This is a genomic window from Duganella sp. CY15W, assembly GCF_009857555.1.
Lineage (GTDB): Bacteria > Pseudomonadota > Gammaproteobacteria > Burkholderiales > Burkholderiaceae_D > Rugamonas > Rugamonas sacchari.
This window is the reverse complement of the sequence record NZ_WWCQ01000003.1, coordinates 424,413-445,842: the sequence shown is the minus strand read 5'-3', so window position 1 is coordinate 445,842 and position 21,430 is coordinate 424,413. Positions and strand designations below refer to the sequence as shown.

The window sequence follows — 21,430 nt, the reverse complement described above, 5'->3', positions numbered from 1 at the left end:
GCAGCGATGCAGTATCGGCTAGAAGTACAAGGCGGGCCTGCCGGCCCGCAGTCTGTCGCGATCACCGCCGCCAGCGAGGCGGAGGCGATCCGGCAGGCAGCGCGCAGCGGCTGGCGCGTGCTGAGCATCGCCACTGTCGGCAACGACGGTGCGGATCAGCACGCGCCGGCCGCTGCGCGTTTGCCTGTTACTGGCGGCCGCGGCGCGCAAGCGTTCCCGCTGCTGCAATTCAGCCAGGAGCTGCTGGCGCTGCTGGAGGCTGGCCTCAACCTCAGCGAAGCCATCGCCACCCTGCACAACAAGGAAACCCGCGCCGGCGCCCGCGCCATCCTGGCCGCGCTGCAGCGCGCCATGCAGCAGGGCCTGAGCTTTTCCGACACGCTGGCCACGTTCCCGGCCATCTTCCCCGACCTGTACATCGCCACCGTGCACGCGGCCGAACGCTCCGGCCACCTGCCTCAGGCGCTGGCGCGCTTTGTCAGCTACCAGCTACAGTTCGACGCCATCCGCAAAAAGCTGGTGTCAGCCGCGATCTACCCCGTGATGCTGCTGGTGGTCGGCACGCTGGTCACGCTGTTCTTGATGGGCTACGTGGTGCCGCGCTTCAGCGTGGTGTACGAAAGCGCCGGACGCGAGATCCCGTGGGCCTCGCAACTGCTGCTGGGCATGGGCCGGACGCTGGCTGCCCACCCGTGGCTGTGCGCAGGCGCGCTGGCGGCCGTGGTGGTAGCAGCCGTCCACGCCGCCACCAACCCGCGCGCGCGCCAGCGCATGCTGCAAGCCGTGCTGCGCCTGCCGCTGCTGGCCGCGCGCGCCGCCGAGTTCCGCCTGGCGCGCTTCTACCGCGCCCTGAGCCTGCTGCTGCACGCCGGCATCCCGCTGACCCGGGCGCTGGCCATGGGCAGCGCCATGCTGACGCCGGCCCAGCAACTGGCGCTGGCGCAGACGCGGCGCGCCGTCGAACAGGGCCTGCCGTTTTCCACCGCGCTCGAGCAGCAAGGCCTGGCCACGCCGGTGGCGCAGTCGCTGCTCAAGGTCGGCGAAAACACCGGCCGCCTCGGCGACATGCTGGAGCGCTCGGCCAGCTTCCACGACGAAGAATTCGCCCGCTGGGTGGACTGGGCCTCGCGCCTGCTGGAGCCGCTGCTGATGACCATTATCGGCGTGGTCATCGGCGGCGTGGTGGTCCTCATGTATATGCCGATTTTTGAACTGGCAGGGAGTCTCTCATGAATGCACGCGAACCGGCCATCCTCACGCCCGAACTGCTGCACGGCGCGCGCGCCGCCGCGCTGGCGCAAGGCCGTCCCGCCATGGCGCTGCTGCAGGAACAATGCGGCCTGACGGCGGAAGAATTCACGCGCCAGCTGGCCGCGCTGTTCTGCTATCCGGCCTGGCCCATGGCGCGCCTGCAGGCGGCGCTGCCGGCGTTTGACCTGTTGCCCTACACTGACTGCGTCCAGCGCGACTGCGTGCTGCTGCGCGCTGACGGCAACGGCGGCGCGCTGGCTGCGCCCACGCTGGTCATCGCCAACCCGCTGGCCGACGACACGCTGCACTGGGCCAGCTACGCCATCGCCGGCGACTACAGCGTGGCGCTGGCACATGCCGACGACCTGGCCGCCTATCTGGCGCAGCAGGAAAGCGTGCAGCAGGCCATGGCCGGCATGCTGGGCGCCGACGGAGACGACAGCCACAACACACCCGAAGCGGGCGTCGAAGACATCTCGCTGCTGCGCATCCGCGAAGACAGCAGCCCGGTGGTCAAGCTGGTCAATTCCACCATCTACGACGCGCTCAAATTCCAGGCCAGCGACATCCACCTCGAGTGCGAAGCCAACAGCCTGACCATCAAATACCGTGTCGACGGTGTGCTGGTGCAGGCCGGCCAGGTGCAGGGCCTGCAGATGGCCGAACAGATCATCTCGCGCATCAAGGTGCTGGCGGAACTCGACATCGCCGAACGCCGCGTGCCGCAGGACGGCCGCTTCAAGGTGCGCGTGAAAGGCAGCGAGATCGACTTTCGCGTCTCCATCATGCCCAACATCTTCGGCGAAGACGCCGTGCTGCGCCTGCTGGACCGGCGCGCACTGACCGAAGCCGCGCAGTCGCTACGGCTGGAAAGCCTGGGCCTCAACGCCGACGCCATCGTGCAGATCCGCCGCCTGGCCGCCAAGCCGCACGGCATGCTGCTGGTGACCGGCCCCACCGGCTCCGGCAAGACCACCACGCTGTATGCCGCCATCACCGAAATCAACACGGGCCGCGACAAGGTCGTCACCATCGAAGACCCGGTCGAATACCGCCTGCCGCGCGTGCTGCAGATTCCCGTCAACGAGAAAAAGGGCCTGACCTTCGCGCGCGGCCTGCGCTCCATCCTGCGCCACGATCCCGACAAAATCATGATCGGCGAAATCCGCGACGACGAAACCGCGCAGATCGCCGTGCAGGCCTCGCTCACGGGCCACCTGGTATTCACCACGGTCCACGCCAACAACGTGTTTGACGTGGTGGGCCGCTTCCTGCACATGGGCGTCGATCCTTACAGCTTCGCCGCCGCGCTCAACGGCATCGTCGCCCAGCGCCTGCTGCGCCTCAACTGCGAGCACTGCGCGGTGGAAGTGGCGCCCGATCCGGCCGAGCTGCACGACAGCGGCCTCACCGCCGCCGCCGTCGACGGCTGGGTATTCAAGGCGGGTGCCGGCTGCGGCCATTGCCGCGGCAGCGGCTACAAGGGCCGCAAGGCGGTGGCCGAAGTACTGGTGCTGAACGACGCCATGCGCGAAATGATCTGCACTCGCGCGCCCGTCAGCCGCATGAAAGAAGAAGCCGCCGCCATGGGCTTCCGGCTCGCGCGCAGCGCTGGCCTGGACCTGGTGCGGCTGGGTGAAACCACTTTGCAGGAGCTGAATCGTGTCACTTACTAAGCAACTCCGGCAGCTGCTGCACGCCGTCCGCCAGCGCGGCATGGCGCCGCGCACCCTGTGCGTACACCTGGCGCCGCACCAGCTGCGCGCCGCCGTGCGCCAGGGCCAGCGCCTCATCGACGGCAGCCAGCAGCAGATCGCGCTGGCCAACCCCGGCGGCCACTGGCAGCCCGCCGTTGACGCGCTGCACGCACTGCTGCTGCAGGCGCGCGGCGACGCCGCCAGCGCCGCCGCTGGCGCCATGTCGCTCGCCGGCCTGCCGCTGGAAGTCAGCCTGTCCAGCCGCTGGCAGCAACTGGCGATCGTACCGTGGAGCGACGCCCTGCTATCCGAACCGGCCGCCCACCGCTTCCTGCAAATGCAGCTGGCAGCACTGTACGGCGACGCCGCGCTGGGCTGGCGCATCGTCGCCGACGACGCGCCCTACGGCCATGCGCGCGCCATCTGCGGCATCGACAGCGCACTGCTGCAAGCCCTGACCGTGCTGGCCGAGGCCAGCGGCCACCCATGCCACGCCATCGAACCCGCGCTAGGCGCTGCGCTGCGCTGGCTGCCCCGCATCAGCACTGGCACCGGCGCCAGCGCCAGATCGGCCCCTGGCGCGCTGGCGCTGGCCCTGGCCGAACCGGGCCGTCTGACGCTGGCCGCCATCACGCGCGGCCGCATCAGCGCCCTGCACACCCAGCCCAGCAACGCCGACTGGTCGCGCGAACTGCCGCAAGCCTGGCAGCGCTGGCTGCTGCGCATGCCCGAACTGGCCGGCATCCCCCGCGTCACCGTCATCAATCTGGCGGCGCCGCCCGCTGCCGCGCTACCGCAGCAATTCGAACTCGCCGACGACCTGTATGGCGCCGCTCCTGCCACCCTGATCGAGGCCGCCGCATGAGCACCCTCAACTTCATTCCGCGCAGCGCGCCGCTGCAAGGCTGGCGCCTGGCGCTGGCGGCCGTGGGCGCCATCACGCTGGCCAGCGCCGCCTACCACTGGCTTGGTCCCATGCAGGAAGTCCAGCGCCTGCAGCACCGCCTCGACACGCAAGCCGCCCGCAGCGAACGCAGCGCCGCACGCCGCAACCAGCCCGCGTTGTCGCCGCAGCGGCAACAGGCGCTCGACAAACAGCTGGCCGTGATTGCCGGCGCCGTACGCCAGCTCAACCTGCCCGTGGTGCGCCTGCTCAAAACCGTGCAGGCGCCCGAGGACATCCACGTCGCCCTGCTCGGCCTGGACCTCAACGGCCAGCCGCCGCAGGACGGCGAAAGCAACGCCACCCACACTGCGGCCACGCCGGCCGGCGTCCTGAAAATCAGCGCCGAAGCGCAAACCGCCCAAGACATGCTGAACTACCTGGCCTTCCTTAACCAGCAGCGCCTGTTCCGCTCCGTCTACCTGATCAAGCACGAAGCGGCGGGCGACGCCTACCGCTTCCAACTGGAGGCCCTATGGCGCGAATAAAACTCGCATCCCTGACCAACTGGCGCGGCACGCCGCAGCACACCGCGCGCCATAGCTGGCAAGCCCGCCGCCTGCTGCGCCAGGCCGGCCCCGGCGCCATTGCCGGCGTGGCCGCCATCGCCGTCGCCGTGCTGCTGCAATGGCATGCCACGCAGCTGGCGCAGCGCCAGCAACTGCTGACGCAGGAAATCAACACTGCCGTCCACAGCGCGGCCGCGCCGCGTGTCGCCGCGCCCACCAGCGCCGATGGCGTGGCCGCCTTCCAGGCCTTCCTGCCCGCACACGACACCATCCCCGACATGCTCAAGGAGATGGTGCGCCTCGCCGAACAAAGCGGCATCACGCTGGCCAAGGCCGAATACAAGCCGGAACAGGATGCCGGCAGCAGCTTCCTGCGCTACCGCATCACGCTGCCGGTGAAAGCCGACTTCCCGCGCGTGCAGGAATTCATCATCAACGTGCTGCAGGCCCTGCCCTCGCTGACGCTGGAATCGGTGTCCTTCAAGCGCGAGCAGATCGCCTCGGGCGCCGTCGAAGCGCGCCTGCAGTTCGTCCTGCTGGTACGCCAGATGGAGCAGCGGCCATGAGAAAAGCAGTCCTGGGCATCGCCGCCGCAGCCACCGTGCTGGCCGCCTGGTTTGCGCCCGACGACGACGGCGTGGTCGTCACCCCGGCCGCCGCCACGCCGCGCGAAGCGCCGGCCAGCGCACTTGCAGCGGCCGAGGCGCCCGCCGCCGCACCAACCGTCGATCTGCACATTCACGCACGCGTCAGCGACGAAGAACTGGGCGACGCCTTCGCCAAGCAGAGCTGGGGCGGCCAGGCGGCGCCGTCTGCGCCGTTGAAGCCGGCCGAGGCCCGCGCGGCGGCGCCGCAAGCCGAAGCCGCCAGCGGCCCGCCACCACTGCCGTTCCAGTACCTGGGCCGCTACTCCGACGACGGCAATACTGCCTATTTCTTCCAGGTCGATGGCCAGAACGTCATCGCCCGGCCCGGCGAAAAGATTAACGACAGCTACCGCCTCGAACGCGTCAGCGACGGCACCCTGCATGTGCTCTACCTGCCGCTCAACCAACCACAAACACTTGTTGTAGGGGACACCAATTGAAACCTTTGATGCCATTCCGCCTTGCTGCGCTGTCCTCCGCACTGGCCGCCACGCTGCTGCTCACCGCCTGCGCCAGCAATTCCGCCTTCAAGGAAGGCAATGCCCTGCTGGACGCCGGCCAGGTTGAACCCGGCCTGGCCAAACTGGAACAGGCCGTGCGCGACGACCCGCACAACGCCGAATACCGCCTGGTCCTGCTGAACCGCAAACTGCGGCTGGTCAACGCCTACAACACGCGTGGTGAAACGCTGCGCATTAAGGGCCAGGCCGCCGAGGCGGAAGCCAGCTTCCAGCAAGCGCTGGCCATCGATGCCGCCAACGTCGTCGCCCGCCAGGGACTGGCAGCGCTGGCACAGGACCAGAAACAGCAGCAGGTGCTGGCGGATGCGGAAGCGCTGTACCAGCGCGGCGGCGACGCCAATCTGACCCAGGCGCAGGCGCTGCTGCGCCCCTTGCTGGTGCAACGGCCCAACCAGCGCGCCCTGCAAAACCTGCAAGTACGCCTCGCCGACGCCCAGACCCGGCTGCGTCCCGCCAGCGGACGCCTGGCGGCTGCCTACCGCAAGCCCATCACGCTGGAATTCCGCGACGCGCCGCTGCGCTCCGTGTTTGACCTCATCAGCCGCGTCTCCGGCCTCAACTTCGTCTTCGACCGCGACGTCGATCCCAACCTGCGCGCCACCATCTCGGTACGCGACACCAGCATCGAAGAAGCCATCACCATGCTGCTGAGCGCCAACCAGCTCGAACAGAGCGTCACCGGCGAACGCGCCATCACCATCTACCCCAACAACCCGCAGAAGGTGAAGGACTACCAGCAGCTCGTGGTGCGCAGCTTCTTCCTGGCCAACGCCGACGTCAAATCCGTGGCGTTCACGCTCAAGACGCTGCTCAAGGCCAAGGACATCGTCACCGACGAACGCATCGGCACCATCATCATGCGCGATACGCCGGAAATGGTCCGCATGGCCGAGCGCATCATCGCCGTGCAGGATGTCGCCGACCCCGAGGTCATGCTGGAAGTGGAAGTACTGGAAGTGAAGCGCACCAGCATCCAGCAGCTTGGCGTCCAGTGGCCGGATTCCGCCACGCTCAAACTGATCGGCAGTGACCAGATCAACGGCTTGCTGGTGAACGACCTGCGCAACATTACCGGCAAAACCATCTCCGCCGGCATCGGCCCGGTCACGCTCAACGCCAACCGCAACGACACCGACAGCAACCTGCTGGCCAATCCGCGCATCCGTGTGCGCAACAAGGACAAGGCCAAGGTGCTGATCGGCGACCGCGTGCCGGTCATCACCGTCACCACCAACAACGGTGTCAGCGCCGACAGCGTCAACTACATCGACGTCGGCCTCAAGCTCGACGTCGAGCCGAATGTCTACCTGGACGACGAAGTGGCCATCAAGATCGCGCTGGAAGTCAGCAGCGTGGTCAAGGAGGTGTACAGCAAGTCCGGCACCACCGCCTACCAGATCGGCACCCGTAGCGCCTCCACCGTGCTGCGCCTCAAGGATGGCGAGACCCAGGTGCTGGCGGGGCTGATCAACGACGAAGACCGCGTCACCGCCAACAAGGTGCCGGGCATCGGCCAGCTGCCCGTGCTGAACCGCCTGTTCGGCACGCAGAAGGACGACAACACGCGCAGCGAGATCGTGCTGTCGATCACACCGCGCATCCTGCGCTCGATCCGCCGGCCCGAGCTGGCGGTGGCGGAATTCAATGCCGGCACCGATTCCGACATCGGCGGCCGCGTGCAGGTAGCCGCCGCGTCGTCATCGTCATCCAGCTTCTCCGCCAACGCCGCTGCGGACGACAACCAGCAGGAAGCGCCCGCCGCCACCACGTCCAGCGCGCCCGCCGCTGCCGCCAGCAGCATGACGGGCGGTTCGTCCATGACCGGCGGCGATCCTGCCCCCGCCTCCGCCGCGCCACGCAAAGGCCAGCAGCCATGACGCACCACGGCCAGCAAGGGTTCACCTTCATCGAACTGATGATTACCCTGTCCATCCTTGCCACGCTGGCCATGGTGGCGGCGCCCATGGCGCAGATGGCCGTGCAGCGCGAAAAAGAACAGCGGCTGCGCACCGCGCTGATCGAGATTCGCCAGGCCATCGACGCCTACAAGCGCGCCGCCGACAATGGCCACATCAAGCTGTCCATCGGCGATTCCGGCTACCCGAAAAAGCTGGAGGACCTGGTCAACGGCATGCCCGACCAGCGCAGCGCGCGCAAGCAGAATATGTACTTCCTGCGGCGCATCCCGGCCGACCCGTTTGCCGCGCAGGACGGACCGGACAAGCAAACCGGCTGGTCGCTGCGCAGCTACGCGTCCCCGGCCGATAATCCGTCCGAAGGCGACGACGTGTTCGACGTCAGCTCGCGCTCCGAAAAGACGGGCCTGAACGGCATCCCGCTGAAACTATGGTGAGCCTATGAAACGCATCCATGGCTTTACGCTGGTCGAACTGCTGGTGGTCCTGGCCATCATCTCGCTGCTGCTGACCATCGCCGTGCCGCGCTATTTCAGCTCGGTCGAGCGCTCCAAGGAAGTGGCGCTGCGCGAAAACCTGCAGGTGCTACGCAGCGGCATCGACAAATACTACGCCGACAAAGGCGAGTACCCGGCCGCACTGGCCGACCTGGTGACACTGCACTACTTCCGCCAGGTACCGCTGGACCCCGTCACCGAATCCGCCGCCACCTGGCAGCTGCTGCCCTCGCCCGACGCCGACAAACCCGGCATCGCCGATGTCCGCAGCGGCGCCAAAGGAAAAACCCGCGATGGCACGTCCTTCGATCAGTTCTGAGCAGCGCGGCTTTGCCTACCTGTGGACGCTCATGCTGATCGCGTTCATGGGCGTGGGGCTGACCATCGCCGCCGACCTGTATGCCACCGCCACGCGGCGCGACAAGGAGCGTGAGCTGATCTTCATTGGCCACGAATTCCGCGTCGCGCTGGAGCGCTACTACACCGCACCGGGCCAGCCCAACCAGTATCCGCTGACGCTGGAAGAGCTGCTCAAGGACCCGCGCTTCCCCGGCGCGCGCCGCTACCTGCGGCGGCTGTACAACGACCCCGTCACCGGCAAGCCGGACTGGGTGCTGGTCCGGCAGCAGGGGCGCATCGTCGGCCTGCGTTCGCTGTCCACCCAACGCCCCATCAAGCAGGGCAACTTCGACGACGACGATGTCGGCCTGGCCAACAAGACGCGCTACGCCGACTGGGTGTTCACCTATCCCTACGACCTGTTCACACCGGTGCCCGGTGACGGTGTCAAACACTGAAATCGGCGCGCTTGTTGACGCAGCACAGAACCCCTCCCGGTGCCACGGCATAGCGTGAATCTTCCGTCAACCAACCTGGGAGGAAGTCATGAAACTACGCTCACCCCTGCTGGCGCTGTGCCTGGCCGGCGTTCCGCTGCATGCCGCTCAACTGATGTCCGCGCCGGTGACCGTCGCCACGCCGCAGGAAAGCGCGGGGCTGATGGCCAGGCTCACCGCCCTGGACGCGCACCAGGGCCTGACCAACGACTACAGCTTCCGCATCAGCAGCCAGCACCCCGGCATCACCGGCCAGAAAATCACGCGCGCCCAGCACACCTACAAAGGCTTGCGCGTGTTCGGCTCCGAATCGGTGGTGGTAACCAATGCGGCTGGCGATATCGTCAGCGTCGCCTCCTCCGATCGCCGTCCGGGCATCGCTCCGGCCGCAACCACGCCGGGCGCCGCGCCGTTGGCCGCACCGCCCACACCCGCCGACCTCACCCCGACGTTGACCGCCGATGACGCCATCCGCGCCGCCGTGCAGGACGTTGCCGCCAGCGCCACGCACCGCTGGCCGCCCAGCGCCGAGCTGCTGATCTATCCCGTGATGAAAACCATACGCGCCAGCTCCGCCGGCGACAAGCCCGACGACCAGCTCAACGCGCTCGACGTCAGCGAAGTGGTGGACCGCTACGCGCTGGCCTACATGGTGCGGCTGCGCATGGCGCTGGACGGCAAGCTGGTTTACTACGACGTGGTGGTCGATGCGCGCGACGGCGCCATCATCGCCAAGTGGCCGGCGCTGCAGACCGTGACCGGCACCGGCAACAGCCAGTACAACGGCCAAGTGCCGATCAACACCACCCAGACCGCCAGCGGCTTCCAGATGCTGGACGCCGCGCGCGGCACGGGCGGCAAATATGGCGGCATGGCCATCACCAACGCCGACCACAGCTCGCCCAACAATCCCAACCCCGGCAGCACCTACACCAACAACAGCAATACCTGGGGCGACGGCAAACAGTACAGCGGCGGCAGCACCACCGACGCCAACGGCCAGACTGCCGCCGTCAATGCGCTGTGGGGCTTGATGAACACCTATGACACCAACAAGAATGTGCTTGGCTGGCAATCACTGGACGGCAACAACACCGCCACCTACATCGCCGCCCACGTCGGCACGGCCTACGACAACGCCTTTTATGACGACAGCTGCAAATGCATGTACATCGGCGACGGCAACAGCTTTTACAGCCTGGGGGCGATCGACGTCATCGGCCACGAAATGTCGCACGGAGTTACGGCGGCAACCGCGAACCTGATCTACACCGGCGAATCCGGCGGACTCAATGAATCCAACTCCGACATCGGCGGCGAAATGGTGGAAGCCTATGCGCGCAACGGCGACACGGGCAGCAGTGTACCGGCTGCCGGCAACGACTGGATGATGGGCAAAGAGATCAGCAAGAGCGGCCAACCACTGCGCTGGCTGTATAAACCCAGCAAGGACGGCCGCAGCCCGGACGCGTGGAGCAGCGTGCTGAAAAACCTGGACGTGCACTACGCCAGCGGACCGAATAACCGGATGTTCTATTTTCTCTCGCAAGGTTCCAAAGCCGACACCACCGGCGACTACTACAGCCCCTATCTGACCCGCACGCCGGCCGCCATGAGCGGCATCGGCAACGACAAGGCCTATCGCATCTGGTTCAAGGCGCTGACCACCAAATTCACCTCTTCCACCAATTATGCCGATGCGCGCAACAAAGTGCTGCAAGCGGCACAGGAGCTGTATGGCGGCACCTCGAAAGAAGCCATCGCCGTGCAGCGCGCCTACGCCGCCATCAACGTCGGCGCCGATATCGACGAGGGTGGCGGCGGTGGAGATGGCGGCGAGGCGGTGGAGCGCATCACCAACGGCGGCTTTGAAAACGGCGGCACCGGCTGGCGCGGCACCACCCGCGTGATCGGCGCGCACAGCGGCCAGGCGCCGTACGAAGGCACGCGCTACGCCTGGCTGGGCGGAAACGGCCGGCGCAGCAGCGAGACGCTGACGCAGCGCGTGCAGATCCCGGCCGCCGCGACCAGCGCACAACTGAGCTTCGCGCTGCACATCGACACCAGCGAAACCGGCAGCGCCATCCACGACACCATGGTGGTTTCGCTGCGCGCGGCCAGCGGCAGCGCCATACTCGCCACACTGGCCACCTACACTAATCTGACGCCCGCCGACGGCTACCAGATCCGCAGCTTCGACCTGCTGCCGTTCAAAGGGCAGCAGGTAACACTGTCATTCGCCATGCGTGAAGACCGCGCGCGGCAGACTTCCTTTGTGCTCGACAAAGTCAGCCTGCTAACCAAATAATCAAATAATCAAATGATCAACGCAGCGTGACAAACACCGGGTTCGAATAAAACCACAGGCTGCGGTAGTTACGATCATTGATGTCGTTGAAGCGCTGCGTATTGTCGGTGGTGCCGGTGCGCTGATCGGCCAGCGGCTCACCGCCTTGCGTCAGGCCGGCGACATTGGTTCCCAGATTGGTGCCGCGCAGGCGGAAGTACTGATTCTTGCTGGCCGTGGTTTCGTAGGTGACGCTGTAGTAACCATCCGAATCCACCTTCCAGTCCGCGCTGCTGAAACGCTTGACGACCCTGGTGCTGGCATTGGTGGCGACGCTGTAGGCTGCCGTGCCAGGCGTCGCCTTTGCCCCCACATCGCCCACGATCAGATCCACGTGATCGACCACCGGCTTGACGTTGGCAGGCGTGCCGCTGTCCACCGGCTTTTCGTAATTGTTCCGGGCCGGCGTCTTGAAGCGGATGGTGATGGTCACCTTGTCGCCGCTGGCGACTTTCAGTTCGCCGCCCATCTCCTTGCGGTCATCCTTGCTGGCCAGGTTGAAGTCCAGCGCGTTAATCAGGTCACCATACACCGAGAACATTTTCCCCGAACGCAGGCCTGCCAGCAGGTCTTTTACAACCGCCTGGCCGGTGGCGCTGTTGAACACATAGTTCTTGGCATATTCGCCAGGGAAGTAGCCGCTGCTATTGCCGCCAACGATCTTGAAGTGCGTGTCCGAATCCGTCAGATTCCAGATGCGGCGGCCTTCGCCCAGCAGCGCGTCCCATGGGCCGCCCAGTTTGGCCACGATATAGTCCACGCCGCCGTAGACACGCAGCAGCGCGTTGTCATCGGTGTAGGCAGCTGTGTAGCCGCCACGGTCCGGTTCCATCTGATTGCCAACCATGCCTTCAATCGCGAACATGATGTTGGGCGCCGCATCGTTAAACGCGCGGAAGTCGGCAATGCTGTAGCTGCCTTTATTGCGCGACGGGTGATTGATGACGGCGTAGCTGGTGTTCGGATAATTCTGCTTCAGCCAGTTGATCGCCTGCAGCGCATCGTCGGCCGTTTTGTTGTAGCGCGTCTCGCCGTATTTCGCCTTCCAGGCGGCGACATCGGCGGCATCAAACATCGCGGCATCGCGCGTGGTAAACAGATACTCGAACTCCTTCATGCCCTTGGTGCTGGAGCTCAGTTTGTCCGTACCTTCAAACAGGCCAATGCCGATATGGTCATGCGTCGGCATATCCCACTCGAAGCCGGAGAAGATCAGTTTGTCGGCATAGGTACCGGCAGCTTGCAGTGCCTGCACGCGCGGAATTTCGTAGCGCTCCGCCCCCACCGACATCGGAATCGACGCCGCCAGCGCTATGCCTTTTTCGTCACGCGTCGATACGCGTAAATGGTTGGAAACCGCCATCCAGTCCAGGCCATAGCTGCTAAAGGCCTTGCCGAGGATCTTCTCCAGCGTCTGGCTGACATCCGCGTCTGCCGACTGCGTGGTGTGGGTATGCAGATCGCCTGCGATCCAGCGCCCCGCAGGAAGCGGCGGCACAACGCTGGCGGGCTCTGAATCACCGCCGCAGGCAGCGACGGTCAGCATGATGGCGACGGCGGAAGGGATCATGAATTTATTGTGCAGCATTGAGCTATCCTGAAGTGTAAACAATGGTGCGCGCACCTTATCAATCGCGTGTTACGGGCGCATGACCATGGTCCACGGAAGCGCAAAACTGATATGATCGAAAGCTCACGAAGAGCGATCCTCGCGCATCACAACAGGGATATAAAAATGACTATTGGCGGAAAGACCATGGAAGAGGCGTTGGCCTCCTTGTCGGACATGACTGCGGGCGCAGTCCCTATCGGCAAAGACGAACATCTGCAGCGCATCGCGCGCGCGCAAGCCTATATGCAGGCGCAAGGCATCGCAGCAATCTACATCAACGCTGGCGCCAACCTGACCTACTTTACCGGCACCAAGTGGCATGCGAGCGAGCGCATGGTAGGCGCCATCCTGCCGGCGCAAGGCGCCGTGGAATACATCGCACCGGCGTTTGAAGAAAGCACGCTGAAGGACTTCATGCTGGTGGATGGTGCGGTCAATTGCTGGCATGAGCACGAGAGCCCGTACGCATTGTTTATCGCTGTGCTCAAACGCATGGGCATCGCGCCGAATGCTGCACAGCCGCCGCGCGTCGGCATCTGCGAGAGCGCGGCGTTCTTCATCTATGACGGCATCCGTCCGCTGGCCGAAGGCTATGCCCTGGAGAATGCACGCCCCGTCACGGCACACTGCCGCACCCGCAAGTCCGCCGCCGAAATCGCACTGATGCAGCGCGCCAAGGACATGACGCTGGCGGTGCACGTCGCCACCGCCAGCATTCTGCGTGAAGGCATCACTACCAAAGAAGTGGAGGCTTTCATCGACCGCGCACACCGCAAAGTCGGCGCCGCAGGTGGTTCGTATTTCGTGATCGTGCTGTTCGGCGAAGCGACCGCCTATCCGCACGGCGTCAGCTACGTGCAGACCTTGAAGCAAGGCGACACGGTACTCATCGACACCGGCTGCAAGCTGCACAACTACATTTCCGACATCACGCGCACCTACGTGTATGGTCCGGTCAGCGAGCGTCAGCGTTCGGTGTGGAACAGCGAAAAGAAAGCGCAGGCGGCGGCATTCGCGGCAGCGCAGCTGGGCGTACCATGCGAAGAAGTCGATCAGGCCGCGCGCCGCTCACTGGAAGCCGACGGCTTCGGTCCCGGCTACAAGCTGCCAGGCCTGCCGCACCGCACCGGCCACGGCATCGGTCTCGATATCCACGAGTGGCCCTACCTGGTGGGCGGCGACAAGACCCCGCTGGACATCGGCATGTGCTTCTCCAACGAACCGATGATTTGCATTCCGGGCGAATTCGGCGTCCGCCACGAGGACCATTTCTACATGACCGCAAACGGTCCGAAATGGTTCACCGAACCCGCCCACAGCATCGACGATCCGTTTGGCTTGAAGCGCTGATCAGGCGCGCTTCATCACCAGGGTCAGGATGTCGTAGCTGGCCACCAGCTCATCGCGCTGGTTGGTGACCTGCACGTCCCAGGCGACGACGCCCTGGCCTACGCCCTTGTCGTCGGTGCGGTTGCGGTCAACCTTGCGTTTGCAGGTCAGGCGCGCGCGTATGGTGTCGCCGATGGCGACCGGCGTGATGAAGCGCAGGTTATCCAGGCCGTAGTTGGCCAGCACCGGTCCTGGCGCAGGCGACACGAACAGCCCCGCTGCGGCGGACAGCACAAAGTAGCCGTGCGCGATGCGCTGGCCGAACTGCGTGTCTTTGGCAGCGATTTCGTCAAAGTGCATGTAGAAATAGTCGCCCGACACGCCGCCGAAGTTGACGATGTCCGCTTCGCTCACGGTGCGGCGATGCGTCAGCAGGGAGTCGCCGATATTCAGGTCTTCGAAATAGCGGCGGAATGGATGGACTTCGCTCTCCTGCACCTTGGCGCCGCGTACATATTCGCCAGTCACCGCCGCCAGCATAGTCGGCGAGCCTTGCACCGCCGCGCGTTGCAGGAAATGGCGCACGGCGCGGATGCCGCCCAGCTCCTCGCCACCGCCAGCGCGCCCCGGGCCACCGTGCTTCAGTTGCGGCAGCGGCGAGCCGTGGCCGGTGGAGTCAACCGACGCTTCCTTGTCCAGTATCAGCACGCGGCCATGCGAGGCCGCCGCCATCGGCACAGCGTAAGCGGCAATGGCCGGATCCCTGGTCACCAGCGTCGAGACCAGCGAACCTTTGCCGCGCGCAGCCAGGGCCAGCGCTTCGTCGATGCCGTTGTAGCTGATGATGGTGCTGACCGGACCAAACGCCTCGACGTCATGCACCGCGTCGTTGCGGTGGCCGTCGCGGCACAGCAGCAGCGTGGGCGCAAAGAAGGCGCCTTCCGCCACACCTTCGCCCACAGGCTGGAAGCCATCGCGGGCGCTGAACAGCACCTCGTTGCCGCGCGCGAGCAGTTCGACGCGTTCGGCAACGTCACGCAGCTGGTCGCGCGAGGCCAGTGCGCCCATGCGTACACCTTCCACCGACGGATCACCCACACTGACTTTGGCCAGCCGCTCACGCAGGCGCGTGCCGACAGCATCCACCAGATTCTCCGGCACGATGATGCGGCGGATGGCGGTGCACTTCTGCCCAGCCTTGCCGGTCATCTCGCGCGCGACTTCCTTGACGAACAGGTCGAATTCAACGTCATCCGGCGTCACATCCGGCGCCAGGATGGCGCAGTTGAGCGAATCCGCTTCGGCGGTGAACGGCACGGCGTTGGTGATCAGGTTGCGGTTGGTGCGCAGCTTGGCGGCGGTCTCGGCGGAGCCGGTGAAAGTCACCACATCGCTGCCGCCCAGGCGGTCCAGCAGATCACCGGTACTGCCGATCACCAGTTGCAGCGCGCCTTCCGGCAGCAGGCCGGACTCGTTCATGAGACGCACCAGCGCTTCGGTCAGATAGCTGGTGGCGGTGGCCGGCTTGCCGATGCACGGCATGGCGGCCAGGAAGCTTGGTGCGAATTTCTCCAGCAATCCCCAGATCGGGAAGTTGAAGGCGTTGATGTGCACCGCCAGACCGCCGCGCGGTACCAGGATGTGGGTCCCGGAGAAACCACCGTTCTTCCCCAGCGCCATGGCCGGGCCTTCGTGCAGCACATTGGACGACGGCAGCTCGCGGCTGCCCATGCTGGCGTAGGCGAACAGCGTGCCGGTGCCGCCCTCGATGTCCACCCAGCTGTCGGCGCGCGTGGCGCCAGTCTGGTGCGAGATGGCGTACAGCTCTTCCTTGCGGCTCATCAGATACAGCGCCAGCGCCTTCAGGCGCTGGGCGCGCTGCTGGAAGTTCATCTGCATCAGCGCGGGAATGCCCGTCTTGCGCGCGTAGGTGACGGCTTCGTCGAAGTCGATGCGGTCGGCATGCGTGTGATAAATCACCGCATTGGTCAGGGCGCTGTGCAGCGGCGTGGCGGATTCACTGCCAATCCAGCGGCCAGCGATGAAACTTTGCAGGGTTGATGCCATGGGGAGTCTCCGTTGATTAGGCTGAGGCGTTCTTGTGCAGGTGCAGCGGCAGCGCGCTGTCCCAATGGATGCGTTTGCGGTCCGGCTCGGGCGCGGTCAACGCCTCGGTTTCGCGCATGGTCTGCATGGAGCGGACGGCCAATTCCTGGTACTGCGCGGTGCCGCCGGTCTTCCACTGGATTTCATCGTCGCGCAGTTCGCGCGCGACCTTGGCGGGGGAACCAACCGCCAGGCTGCGCGGCGGGATCTCCATGCCGGCGCGCACGAAGCTCATCGCGGCGACGATGCTGTCTGCGCCGACCACCGCGTTGTCCATGATGACGCTATTCATGCCGACCAGCGCATTGCGGCCGATGCGGCAGCCATGCAGCACGGCGCCATGGCCGATATGGCCATCCTGTTCGACCACCGTGTCGCAGCCGGGGAAGCCGTGCATGACGCAGGTGTCCTGCAGGTTGGCGCCCTCCTCCAGGATCAGCCGGCCGAAATCGCCGCGCAGCGCCGCCAGCGGGCCGATATAGCAGCGCGGACCGACGATGACGTCGCCGATCAATACTGCGCTGGGATGGACATAGGCGGTCGGGTGGACCACCGGTATAACGCCATTGATTTCGTAGACCTTGACCATGGTTATACCCGTTCGATAACGACGGCGATGCCCTGGCCCACACCGATGCACATGGTGCACAGCGCATAGCGGCCGCCGGTGCGTTCCAGCTGGTGTAGCGCTGCCAGTACCAGGCGCGCGCCGGAGGCGCCCAGCGGGTGGCCGATGGCGATGGCGCCGCCATTCGGATTGACGTGCGGCGCATCGTCGGCCAGCCCAAGGTCGCGCGTGACGGCCAGGCCCTGTGCGGCAAACGCTTCGTTGAGTTCAATCACATCCATGTCGGCGATGGAAAGGCCAAGCTGCGCCAGAACCTTCTTGGACGCTGGCGACGGACCGAAGCCCATGATGCGCGGCGCCAGGCCGGCCGTGGCCATGCCCAGCACGCGCGCGCGCTTGCGCAGGCCGTACTGCTCGGCCGCTGCGGCGGAGGCCAGCAGGATCGCGCAGGCGCCGTCGTTGACGCCGGATGCGTTGCCCGCAGTGACGCTGCCATCGGGACGCACCACGCCCTTGAGTTTGGCCAGCATCTCCAGCGTGGTCTCCGGGCGCGGATGTTCGTCGGTATCGATGATCTTCGGGTCGCCTTTGCGCTGCGGCAGCGTCACCGGCACGATCTCATCGCGAAACACGCCAGCTGCGTGGGCGGCGGCCCAGCGCTGCTGGCTGCGCAGTGCAAACGCATCCTGGTCGGCGCGGCTGATGCCGAATTCCTGCGCGACGTTTTCCGCCGTTTCCGGCATGGAGTCGATGCCATGCGCCGCCTTCATGAGCGGATTGACGAAGCGCCAGCCGATGGTGGTGTCCTCGATTTTGGCAGCGCGCGAGAACGCGCTGTCGGCCTTGCCCATGACGAACGGCGCGCGCGACATGCTCTCCACGCCGCCCGCAATCACCAGCTGCGCTTCACCGGATTTGATGGCGCGCGCCGCCATGCCTACCGCGTCCAGCGACGAGCCGCACAGACGATTGATGGTGCTGGCGGGGACGTCCACCGGCAGCCCGGCCAGCAGCGCCGCCATGCGTGCAACGTTGCGGTTATCTTCGCCAGCCTGGTTGGCGCAGCCATAGTAGACGTCATCCACGCGCGTCCAGTCGACGCCGGGGTTACGGGCGATCAGTGCGGCAATCGGCAGCGCGGCCAGGTCGTCCGCGCGCACGCCGGACAGCGCGCCGCCGTAGCGGCCGAAGGGTGTGCGGATGGCGTCACAGATATAGGCTTGATTCACATTGTCTCCTTAGTTTTTCGGGCGCTGGTCAATCACGCGGCGGGCCTTGCCGGTCAGCGTGCGTTCGATGCCATTGGGCGGCAGCAGTTTGACGGTGGTGTTGACGCCCACATTGGTCTTGATGCGCTGCTGCAGCTCGCGCGCCAGCGCTTCCACGTCATCGGTGGCCGTCTCGGGACGCAGTTCGGCCAGCACGTCCAGCTTGTCGAGATGTCCCTCGCGGCTGATGACGAGTTGATACTGGGGCGCCAGTTTCGGCATCTTGCAGATCAATTCCTCGATCTGGGTCGGGAACACATTGACGCCACGGATAATCAGCATGTCGTCCGAACGGCCGGTGATCTTGCCGATGCGGCGCATGCTGCGCGAGGTGGGCGGCAGCAGGCGTGTGAGGTCGCGGGTGCGGTAGCGGATGATGGGCAGCGCCTCTTTGCTCAGCGAGGTGAATACCAGCTCGCCTTCTTCGCCGTCCGGCAGCACCTCGCCCGTTTCTGGATCGATGATCTCCGGGTAGAAGTGGTCTTCCCAGATCACCGGGCCGTCCTTGCTTTCGATGCACTCGCTGGCGACGCCCGGCCCCATCACTTCCGACAGGCCGTAGATGTCAACGGCATCGATGCCGGCGCGCTGCTGGATCTCGGCGCGCATGGCGTCAGTCCAGGGCTCGGCGCCGAAGATGCCGACCTTGAGCGAACTGGCGACAGGGTCCAGGCCCTGGCGCTGGAATTCCTCGATGATGTTCAGCATATAGGACGGCGTGACCATGATGATCGATGGCTTGAAGTCCTGGATCAGCTGCACCTGTTTTTCGGTCTGGCCGCCGGACATGGGCACGACGGTGCAGCCAAGGCGTTCGGCGCCGTAATGCGCGCCAAGGCCGCCCGTGAACAGGCCGTAGCCGTAGGAGATGTGCACCATGTCGCCGCGACGCCCGCCCGCAGCGCGGATCGAGCGGGCCACAACGTGCGCCCAGGTGTCGATATCGCTCTGGGTATAGCCGACCACGGTCGGCTTGCCTGTAGTGCCGCTGGACGCATGCACGCGCACCACGCGGTCCTGCGGCACCGCGAACAGGCCGAAGGGATAGTTGTCACGCAGGTCTTTTTTACCGGTGAACGGGAACTTGGCCAGGTCAGCCAGCGTGCGCAAATCATCCGGATGCACGCCTGCCTGGTCGAACGCGGCGCGGTAGTGCGGCACGTTCTCATAGGCGTGCTTCAGCGTCCACTGCATGCGTTGCAGTTGCAGCGCTTGCAGTTCGTCGCGGCTGGCGCGCTCGATCGGCTCCAGATCGGCGGGATCGGGTGTGCGTTGGACCATCGGTGTCTCCTCTTTATGCGGGTATCACGGTGCCCTGAATGCGGTGCGATTTACCGCGGAACAGGGCGACCGTGACGCCATCCTGGTTGCTGACCTTGACGTCGTACACACCGGTCTTGCCGCTCAGCGTTTGCTCGACGGCGATCGCAGTCAGCACGTCACCTTCTCGGCCGGGGGCGATGTAGTCGATGGTACAGCCGGCGCCCACGGTGACCAGGTTATGGCTGTTGCAGGCAAACGCGAACGCGCTGTCGGCCAGCGCGAAGATGAAGCCGCCGTGGCAGGTCTGGTGGCCGTTCAGCATGTCGGCGCGCACCGGCATGGACAGGCGCGCATGGCCGGGTCCAATGGCATCGATACGCATACCCAGGCCTTGCGAAGCGGGATCGCGTGCATACATGGCGGCGCCAACCGCCTCCGCCAAAGCCTGCGCCTGCGCGCGTTCAGCGGCGTTGCCAGCAACCGGCCGGCCGGCGGCATGCGCCGGCGCGGACGCCGATGCAACGGCTGGCGTGTCGAGCAGCTTATTCATGGAAGCGCCCTCCGCTGGCCTGCTTGCGGCGCAACAGCGGCGACACGCGGTACCGGTCCTCGCCGTAGCTGGCGCCGAGGTTGGCCAGCACGCGCACGATGTGCTCAATGCCGACCGCGTCGGCCCATGCCAGCGGACCACGCGGATAGTTGACGCCTTTCTGCATCGCGGTATCGGCAGCGGCGGCATTGCAGACGCCCTGATTGACAGCGTCAGCGGCTTCGTTGGCCAGCATGGCGACCGTACGCATCACCGCCATGCCGGGCACGTCGTCGAGCCGTGTGACGGTGAAACCGGCCGCCTGCAGCAGGCCGACCACGGCCTGGCAGGCCGCAGGCGAGCACTGATCGGCGCAGGCAATGGCGATGCGTCTGGCGCTGCCGTAATCCAGCGCGAGGTCGAACAGCACCGTGTCGGGATGGTGGTTGTCGCGCGCGCGCTGGGTAGCGCTGCGGCCGTCGGTCAGGTAGACGGCGGCGCCGTTGCAATGGAAGGCTGGCGCGTCGTCATGCGGACCGGCGGGACGGATGGTTTCCGGCGTCTTGCGCTGCACGATCTCGATGTTGGCCGCACGCAGGCGCGACGCCAGTGCGTCGATCACCGCGCCGCCCACCGCATGGGCGGCGCCCTGCTCCATGGTGTAGCTGACGTATTCCGGTTTGCGCTGCGCGGCTTCCTGCTGCGCTTGCGGCGCGACGGCGCCGTCGCCGTACTGATAGAAGCCGCGCCCCGCCTTGCGGCCAAGGAAACCGGCATTCACCATTTCCTGCTGCAGCACCGATGGCGTGAAGCGCGGATCCTGGAAGTAGGCGTTGAATACCGATTGCGTGACGGAGAAGTTGACGTCATGGCCGATCAGGTCCATGAGCTCGAAAGGTCCCATGCGGAAGCCGCCCGCTTCGCGCAGCACGGCATCGATGGTGGCGGCATCGGCGGCCTGCTCGTTCAGCAGGCGCCAGCCTTCGGCGTAGAACGGCCGCGCCACGCGGTTGACGATGAAGCCCGGCGTCGACTTGGCATGTACCGGGTTCTTGCCCCAGGCGGCGGCGGTGTCATAAACGGTCTGGGCGACGGCGGCGTCGGTAGCCAGGCCGCTGACCACTTCACACAGCGCCATCAGCGGCACGGGATTAAAGAAGTGCATGCCGGCCAGCCGGCCCGGCACGCGCAGGCCGGCCGCGATGGCGGTGACAGAGATCGACGAGGTGTTGGTCGCCAGGATGCAGTCGTCGGCCACGATGCCTTCCAGCTGCACGAACAGCGCGCGTTTGGCGTCGAGGTTTTCCACAATCGCTTCAACCACCAGGCCGGCGTCGGCAACGTCGGCCAGCGCCGGTGTGGCGTGCAGGCGTGCGATGGCGGCGGCGCAGTCGACGGCGTCCATGCGCTGCTTGGCGACCAGCTTGTTCAGCGCGGCGGCGATGTCGGCGATGGCTTTGGCCACGGCTTCCGTGCGGCTGTCGTACAGACGCACGGTGTAGCCGGCAACGGCAGCCACTTGCGCGATGCCCGCGCCCATGGCGCCGCTGCCGATGACGGCGACGCTGCGGTCAGTGTGCAGGACCGCCAT

The 21,430-nt window shown here is 65.8% G+C and carries 19 protein-coding genes; 12 read left to right on the top strand and 7 right to left on the bottom strand.

Going from position 1 to position 21,430, the window contains the following annotated elements:
* The first annotated feature begins 6 nt into the window (after positions 1 to 6).
* The 11 genes from GTP58_RS16995 to GTP58_RS16945 all read left to right on the top strand — a co-directional run bounded on the left by GTP58_RS16995 (position 7) and on the right by GTP58_RS16945 (position 11,125).
* Positions 7 to 1,233, top strand: a complete 1,227-nt coding sequence (locus GTP58_RS16995; protein WP_161078469.1) for a type II secretion system F family protein — start codon at positions 7 to 9, stop codon at positions 1,231 to 1,233.
* Positions 1,230 to 2,927 carry a GspE/PulE family protein gene (locus GTP58_RS16990; RefSeq protein WP_161078468.1) on the top strand — a complete coding sequence of 566 codons (1,698 nt, stop codon included), beginning with the start codon at positions 1,230 to 1,232 and terminating at the stop codon, positions 2,925 to 2,927. Before GTP58_RS16995 ends, GTP58_RS16990 begins: the two co-directional genes overlap by 4 nt.
* Complete coding sequence (locus GTP58_RS16985; RefSeq protein WP_161078467.1) at positions 2,914 to 3,813, top strand: hypothetical protein; 900 nt, start codon at positions 2,914 to 2,916, stop codon at positions 3,811 to 3,813. The genes GTP58_RS16990 and GTP58_RS16985 overlap by 14 nt, the downstream gene beginning before the upstream one ends.
* Entirely contained in the window at positions 3,810 to 4,379 is a 570-nt protein-coding gene (locus GTP58_RS16980; protein WP_161078466.1) for a hypothetical protein, read from the top strand. Before GTP58_RS16985 ends, GTP58_RS16980 begins: the two co-directional genes overlap by 4 nt.
* Positions 4,367 to 4,966, top strand: coding sequence for a hypothetical protein (locus tag GTP58_RS16975; RefSeq protein WP_161078465.1), 600 nt, complete (start codon positions 4,367 to 4,369; stop codon positions 4,964 to 4,966). Before GTP58_RS16980 ends, GTP58_RS16975 begins: the two co-directional genes overlap by 13 nt.
* Entirely contained in the window at positions 4,963 to 5,487 is a 525-nt protein-coding gene (locus GTP58_RS16970) for a hypothetical protein (RefSeq protein ID WP_161078464.1), read from the top strand. The genes GTP58_RS16975 and GTP58_RS16970 overlap by 4 nt, the downstream gene beginning before the upstream one ends.
* Positions 5,484 to 7,445, top strand: a complete 1,962-nt coding sequence (locus tag GTP58_RS16965) for a secretin and TonB N-terminal domain-containing protein (RefSeq protein WP_229215614.1) — start codon at positions 5,484 to 5,486, stop codon at positions 7,443 to 7,445. Before GTP58_RS16970 ends, GTP58_RS16965 begins: the two co-directional genes overlap by 4 nt.
* Complete coding sequence (locus tag GTP58_RS16960; RefSeq protein WP_161078463.1) at positions 7,442 to 7,921, top strand: type II secretion system protein; 480 nt, start codon at positions 7,442 to 7,444, stop codon at positions 7,919 to 7,921. Before GTP58_RS16965 ends, GTP58_RS16960 begins: the two co-directional genes overlap by 4 nt.
* Positions 7,922 to 7,925: 4 nt before the next feature.
* Positions 7,926 to 8,300: a type II secretion system protein gene (locus tag GTP58_RS16955; protein WP_072786113.1), complete on the top strand. Its 375-nt coding sequence runs from the start codon at positions 7,926 to 7,928 to the stop codon at positions 8,298 to 8,300.
* Positions 8,275 to 8,778: a type II secretion system protein gene (locus GTP58_RS16950; RefSeq protein ID WP_229215613.1), complete on the top strand. Its 504-nt coding sequence runs from the start codon at positions 8,275 to 8,277 to the stop codon at positions 8,776 to 8,778. The genes GTP58_RS16955 and GTP58_RS16950 overlap by 26 nt, the downstream gene beginning before the upstream one ends.
* Before the next feature lie 88 nt (positions 8,779 to 8,866).
* Positions 8,867 to 11,125 (top strand): M4 family metallopeptidase, encoded by a 2,259-nt coding sequence (locus GTP58_RS16945; RefSeq protein ID WP_161078462.1) that lies wholly within the window; start codon positions 8,867 to 8,869, stop codon positions 11,123 to 11,125.
* A 16-nt stretch (positions 11,126 to 11,141) separates the two neighbouring features.
* On the opposite strand, the gene GTP58_RS16940 is transcribed toward GTP58_RS16945, so the two are convergent.
* The gene (locus GTP58_RS16940) at positions 11,142 to 12,752 is read right to left on the bottom strand and encodes an S-layer protein (protein WP_161078461.1); all 1,611 of its coding nucleotides are present in this window, start codon (positions 12,750 to 12,752) and stop codon (positions 11,142 to 11,144) included.
* A 147-nt stretch (positions 12,753 to 12,899) separates the two neighbouring features.
* Here GTP58_RS16940 and GTP58_RS16935 point away from each other — a divergent pair, with 147 nt between their 5' ends.
* Positions 12,900 to 14,126 carry a Xaa-Pro peptidase family protein gene (locus GTP58_RS16935; RefSeq protein WP_161078460.1) on the top strand — a complete coding sequence of 409 codons (1,227 nt, stop codon included), beginning with the start codon at positions 12,900 to 12,902 and terminating at the stop codon, positions 14,124 to 14,126.
* On the opposite strand, the gene paaZ is transcribed toward GTP58_RS16935, so the two are convergent.
* The 6 genes from paaZ to paaH are packed head-to-tail and all read right to left on the bottom strand — an operon-like array spanning position 14,127 to position 21,430.
* The gene (paaZ, locus tag GTP58_RS16930) at positions 14,127 to 16,172 is read right to left on the bottom strand and encodes a phenylacetic acid degradation bifunctional protein PaaZ (protein ID WP_161078459.1); all 2,046 of its coding nucleotides are present in this window, start codon (positions 16,170 to 16,172) and stop codon (positions 14,127 to 14,129) included.
* 16 nt (positions 16,173 to 16,188) lie between these two features.
* Complete coding sequence (locus GTP58_RS16925) at positions 16,189 to 16,800, bottom strand: phenylacetic acid degradation protein PaaY (protein ID WP_161078458.1); 612 nt, start codon at positions 16,798 to 16,800, stop codon at positions 16,189 to 16,191.
* A gap of 2 nt (positions 16,801 to 16,802) precedes the next feature.
* Positions 16,803 to 18,008: a 3-oxoadipyl-CoA thiolase gene (gene pcaF / locus GTP58_RS16920; protein ID WP_161078457.1), complete on the bottom strand. Its 1,206-nt coding sequence runs from the start codon at positions 18,006 to 18,008 to the stop codon at positions 16,803 to 16,805.
* A gap of 9 nt (positions 18,009 to 18,017) precedes the next feature.
* Positions 18,018 to 19,328, bottom strand: a complete 1,311-nt coding sequence (gene paaK / locus GTP58_RS16915) for a phenylacetate--CoA ligase PaaK (protein WP_161078456.1) — start codon at positions 19,326 to 19,328, stop codon at positions 18,018 to 18,020.
* Between the two features lie 13 nt (positions 19,329 to 19,341).
* On the bottom strand, positions 19,342 to 19,860 hold the full coding sequence (gene paaI / locus GTP58_RS16910; RefSeq protein WP_161078455.1) for a hydroxyphenylacetyl-CoA thioesterase PaaI: 519 nt from the start codon (positions 19,858 to 19,860) through the stop codon (positions 19,342 to 19,344).
* Entirely contained in the window at positions 19,853 to 21,430 is a 1,578-nt protein-coding gene (gene paaH / locus GTP58_RS16905; RefSeq protein ID WP_161078454.1) for a 3-hydroxyacyl-CoA dehydrogenase PaaH, read from the bottom strand. The genes paaI and paaH overlap by 8 nt, the downstream gene beginning before the upstream one ends.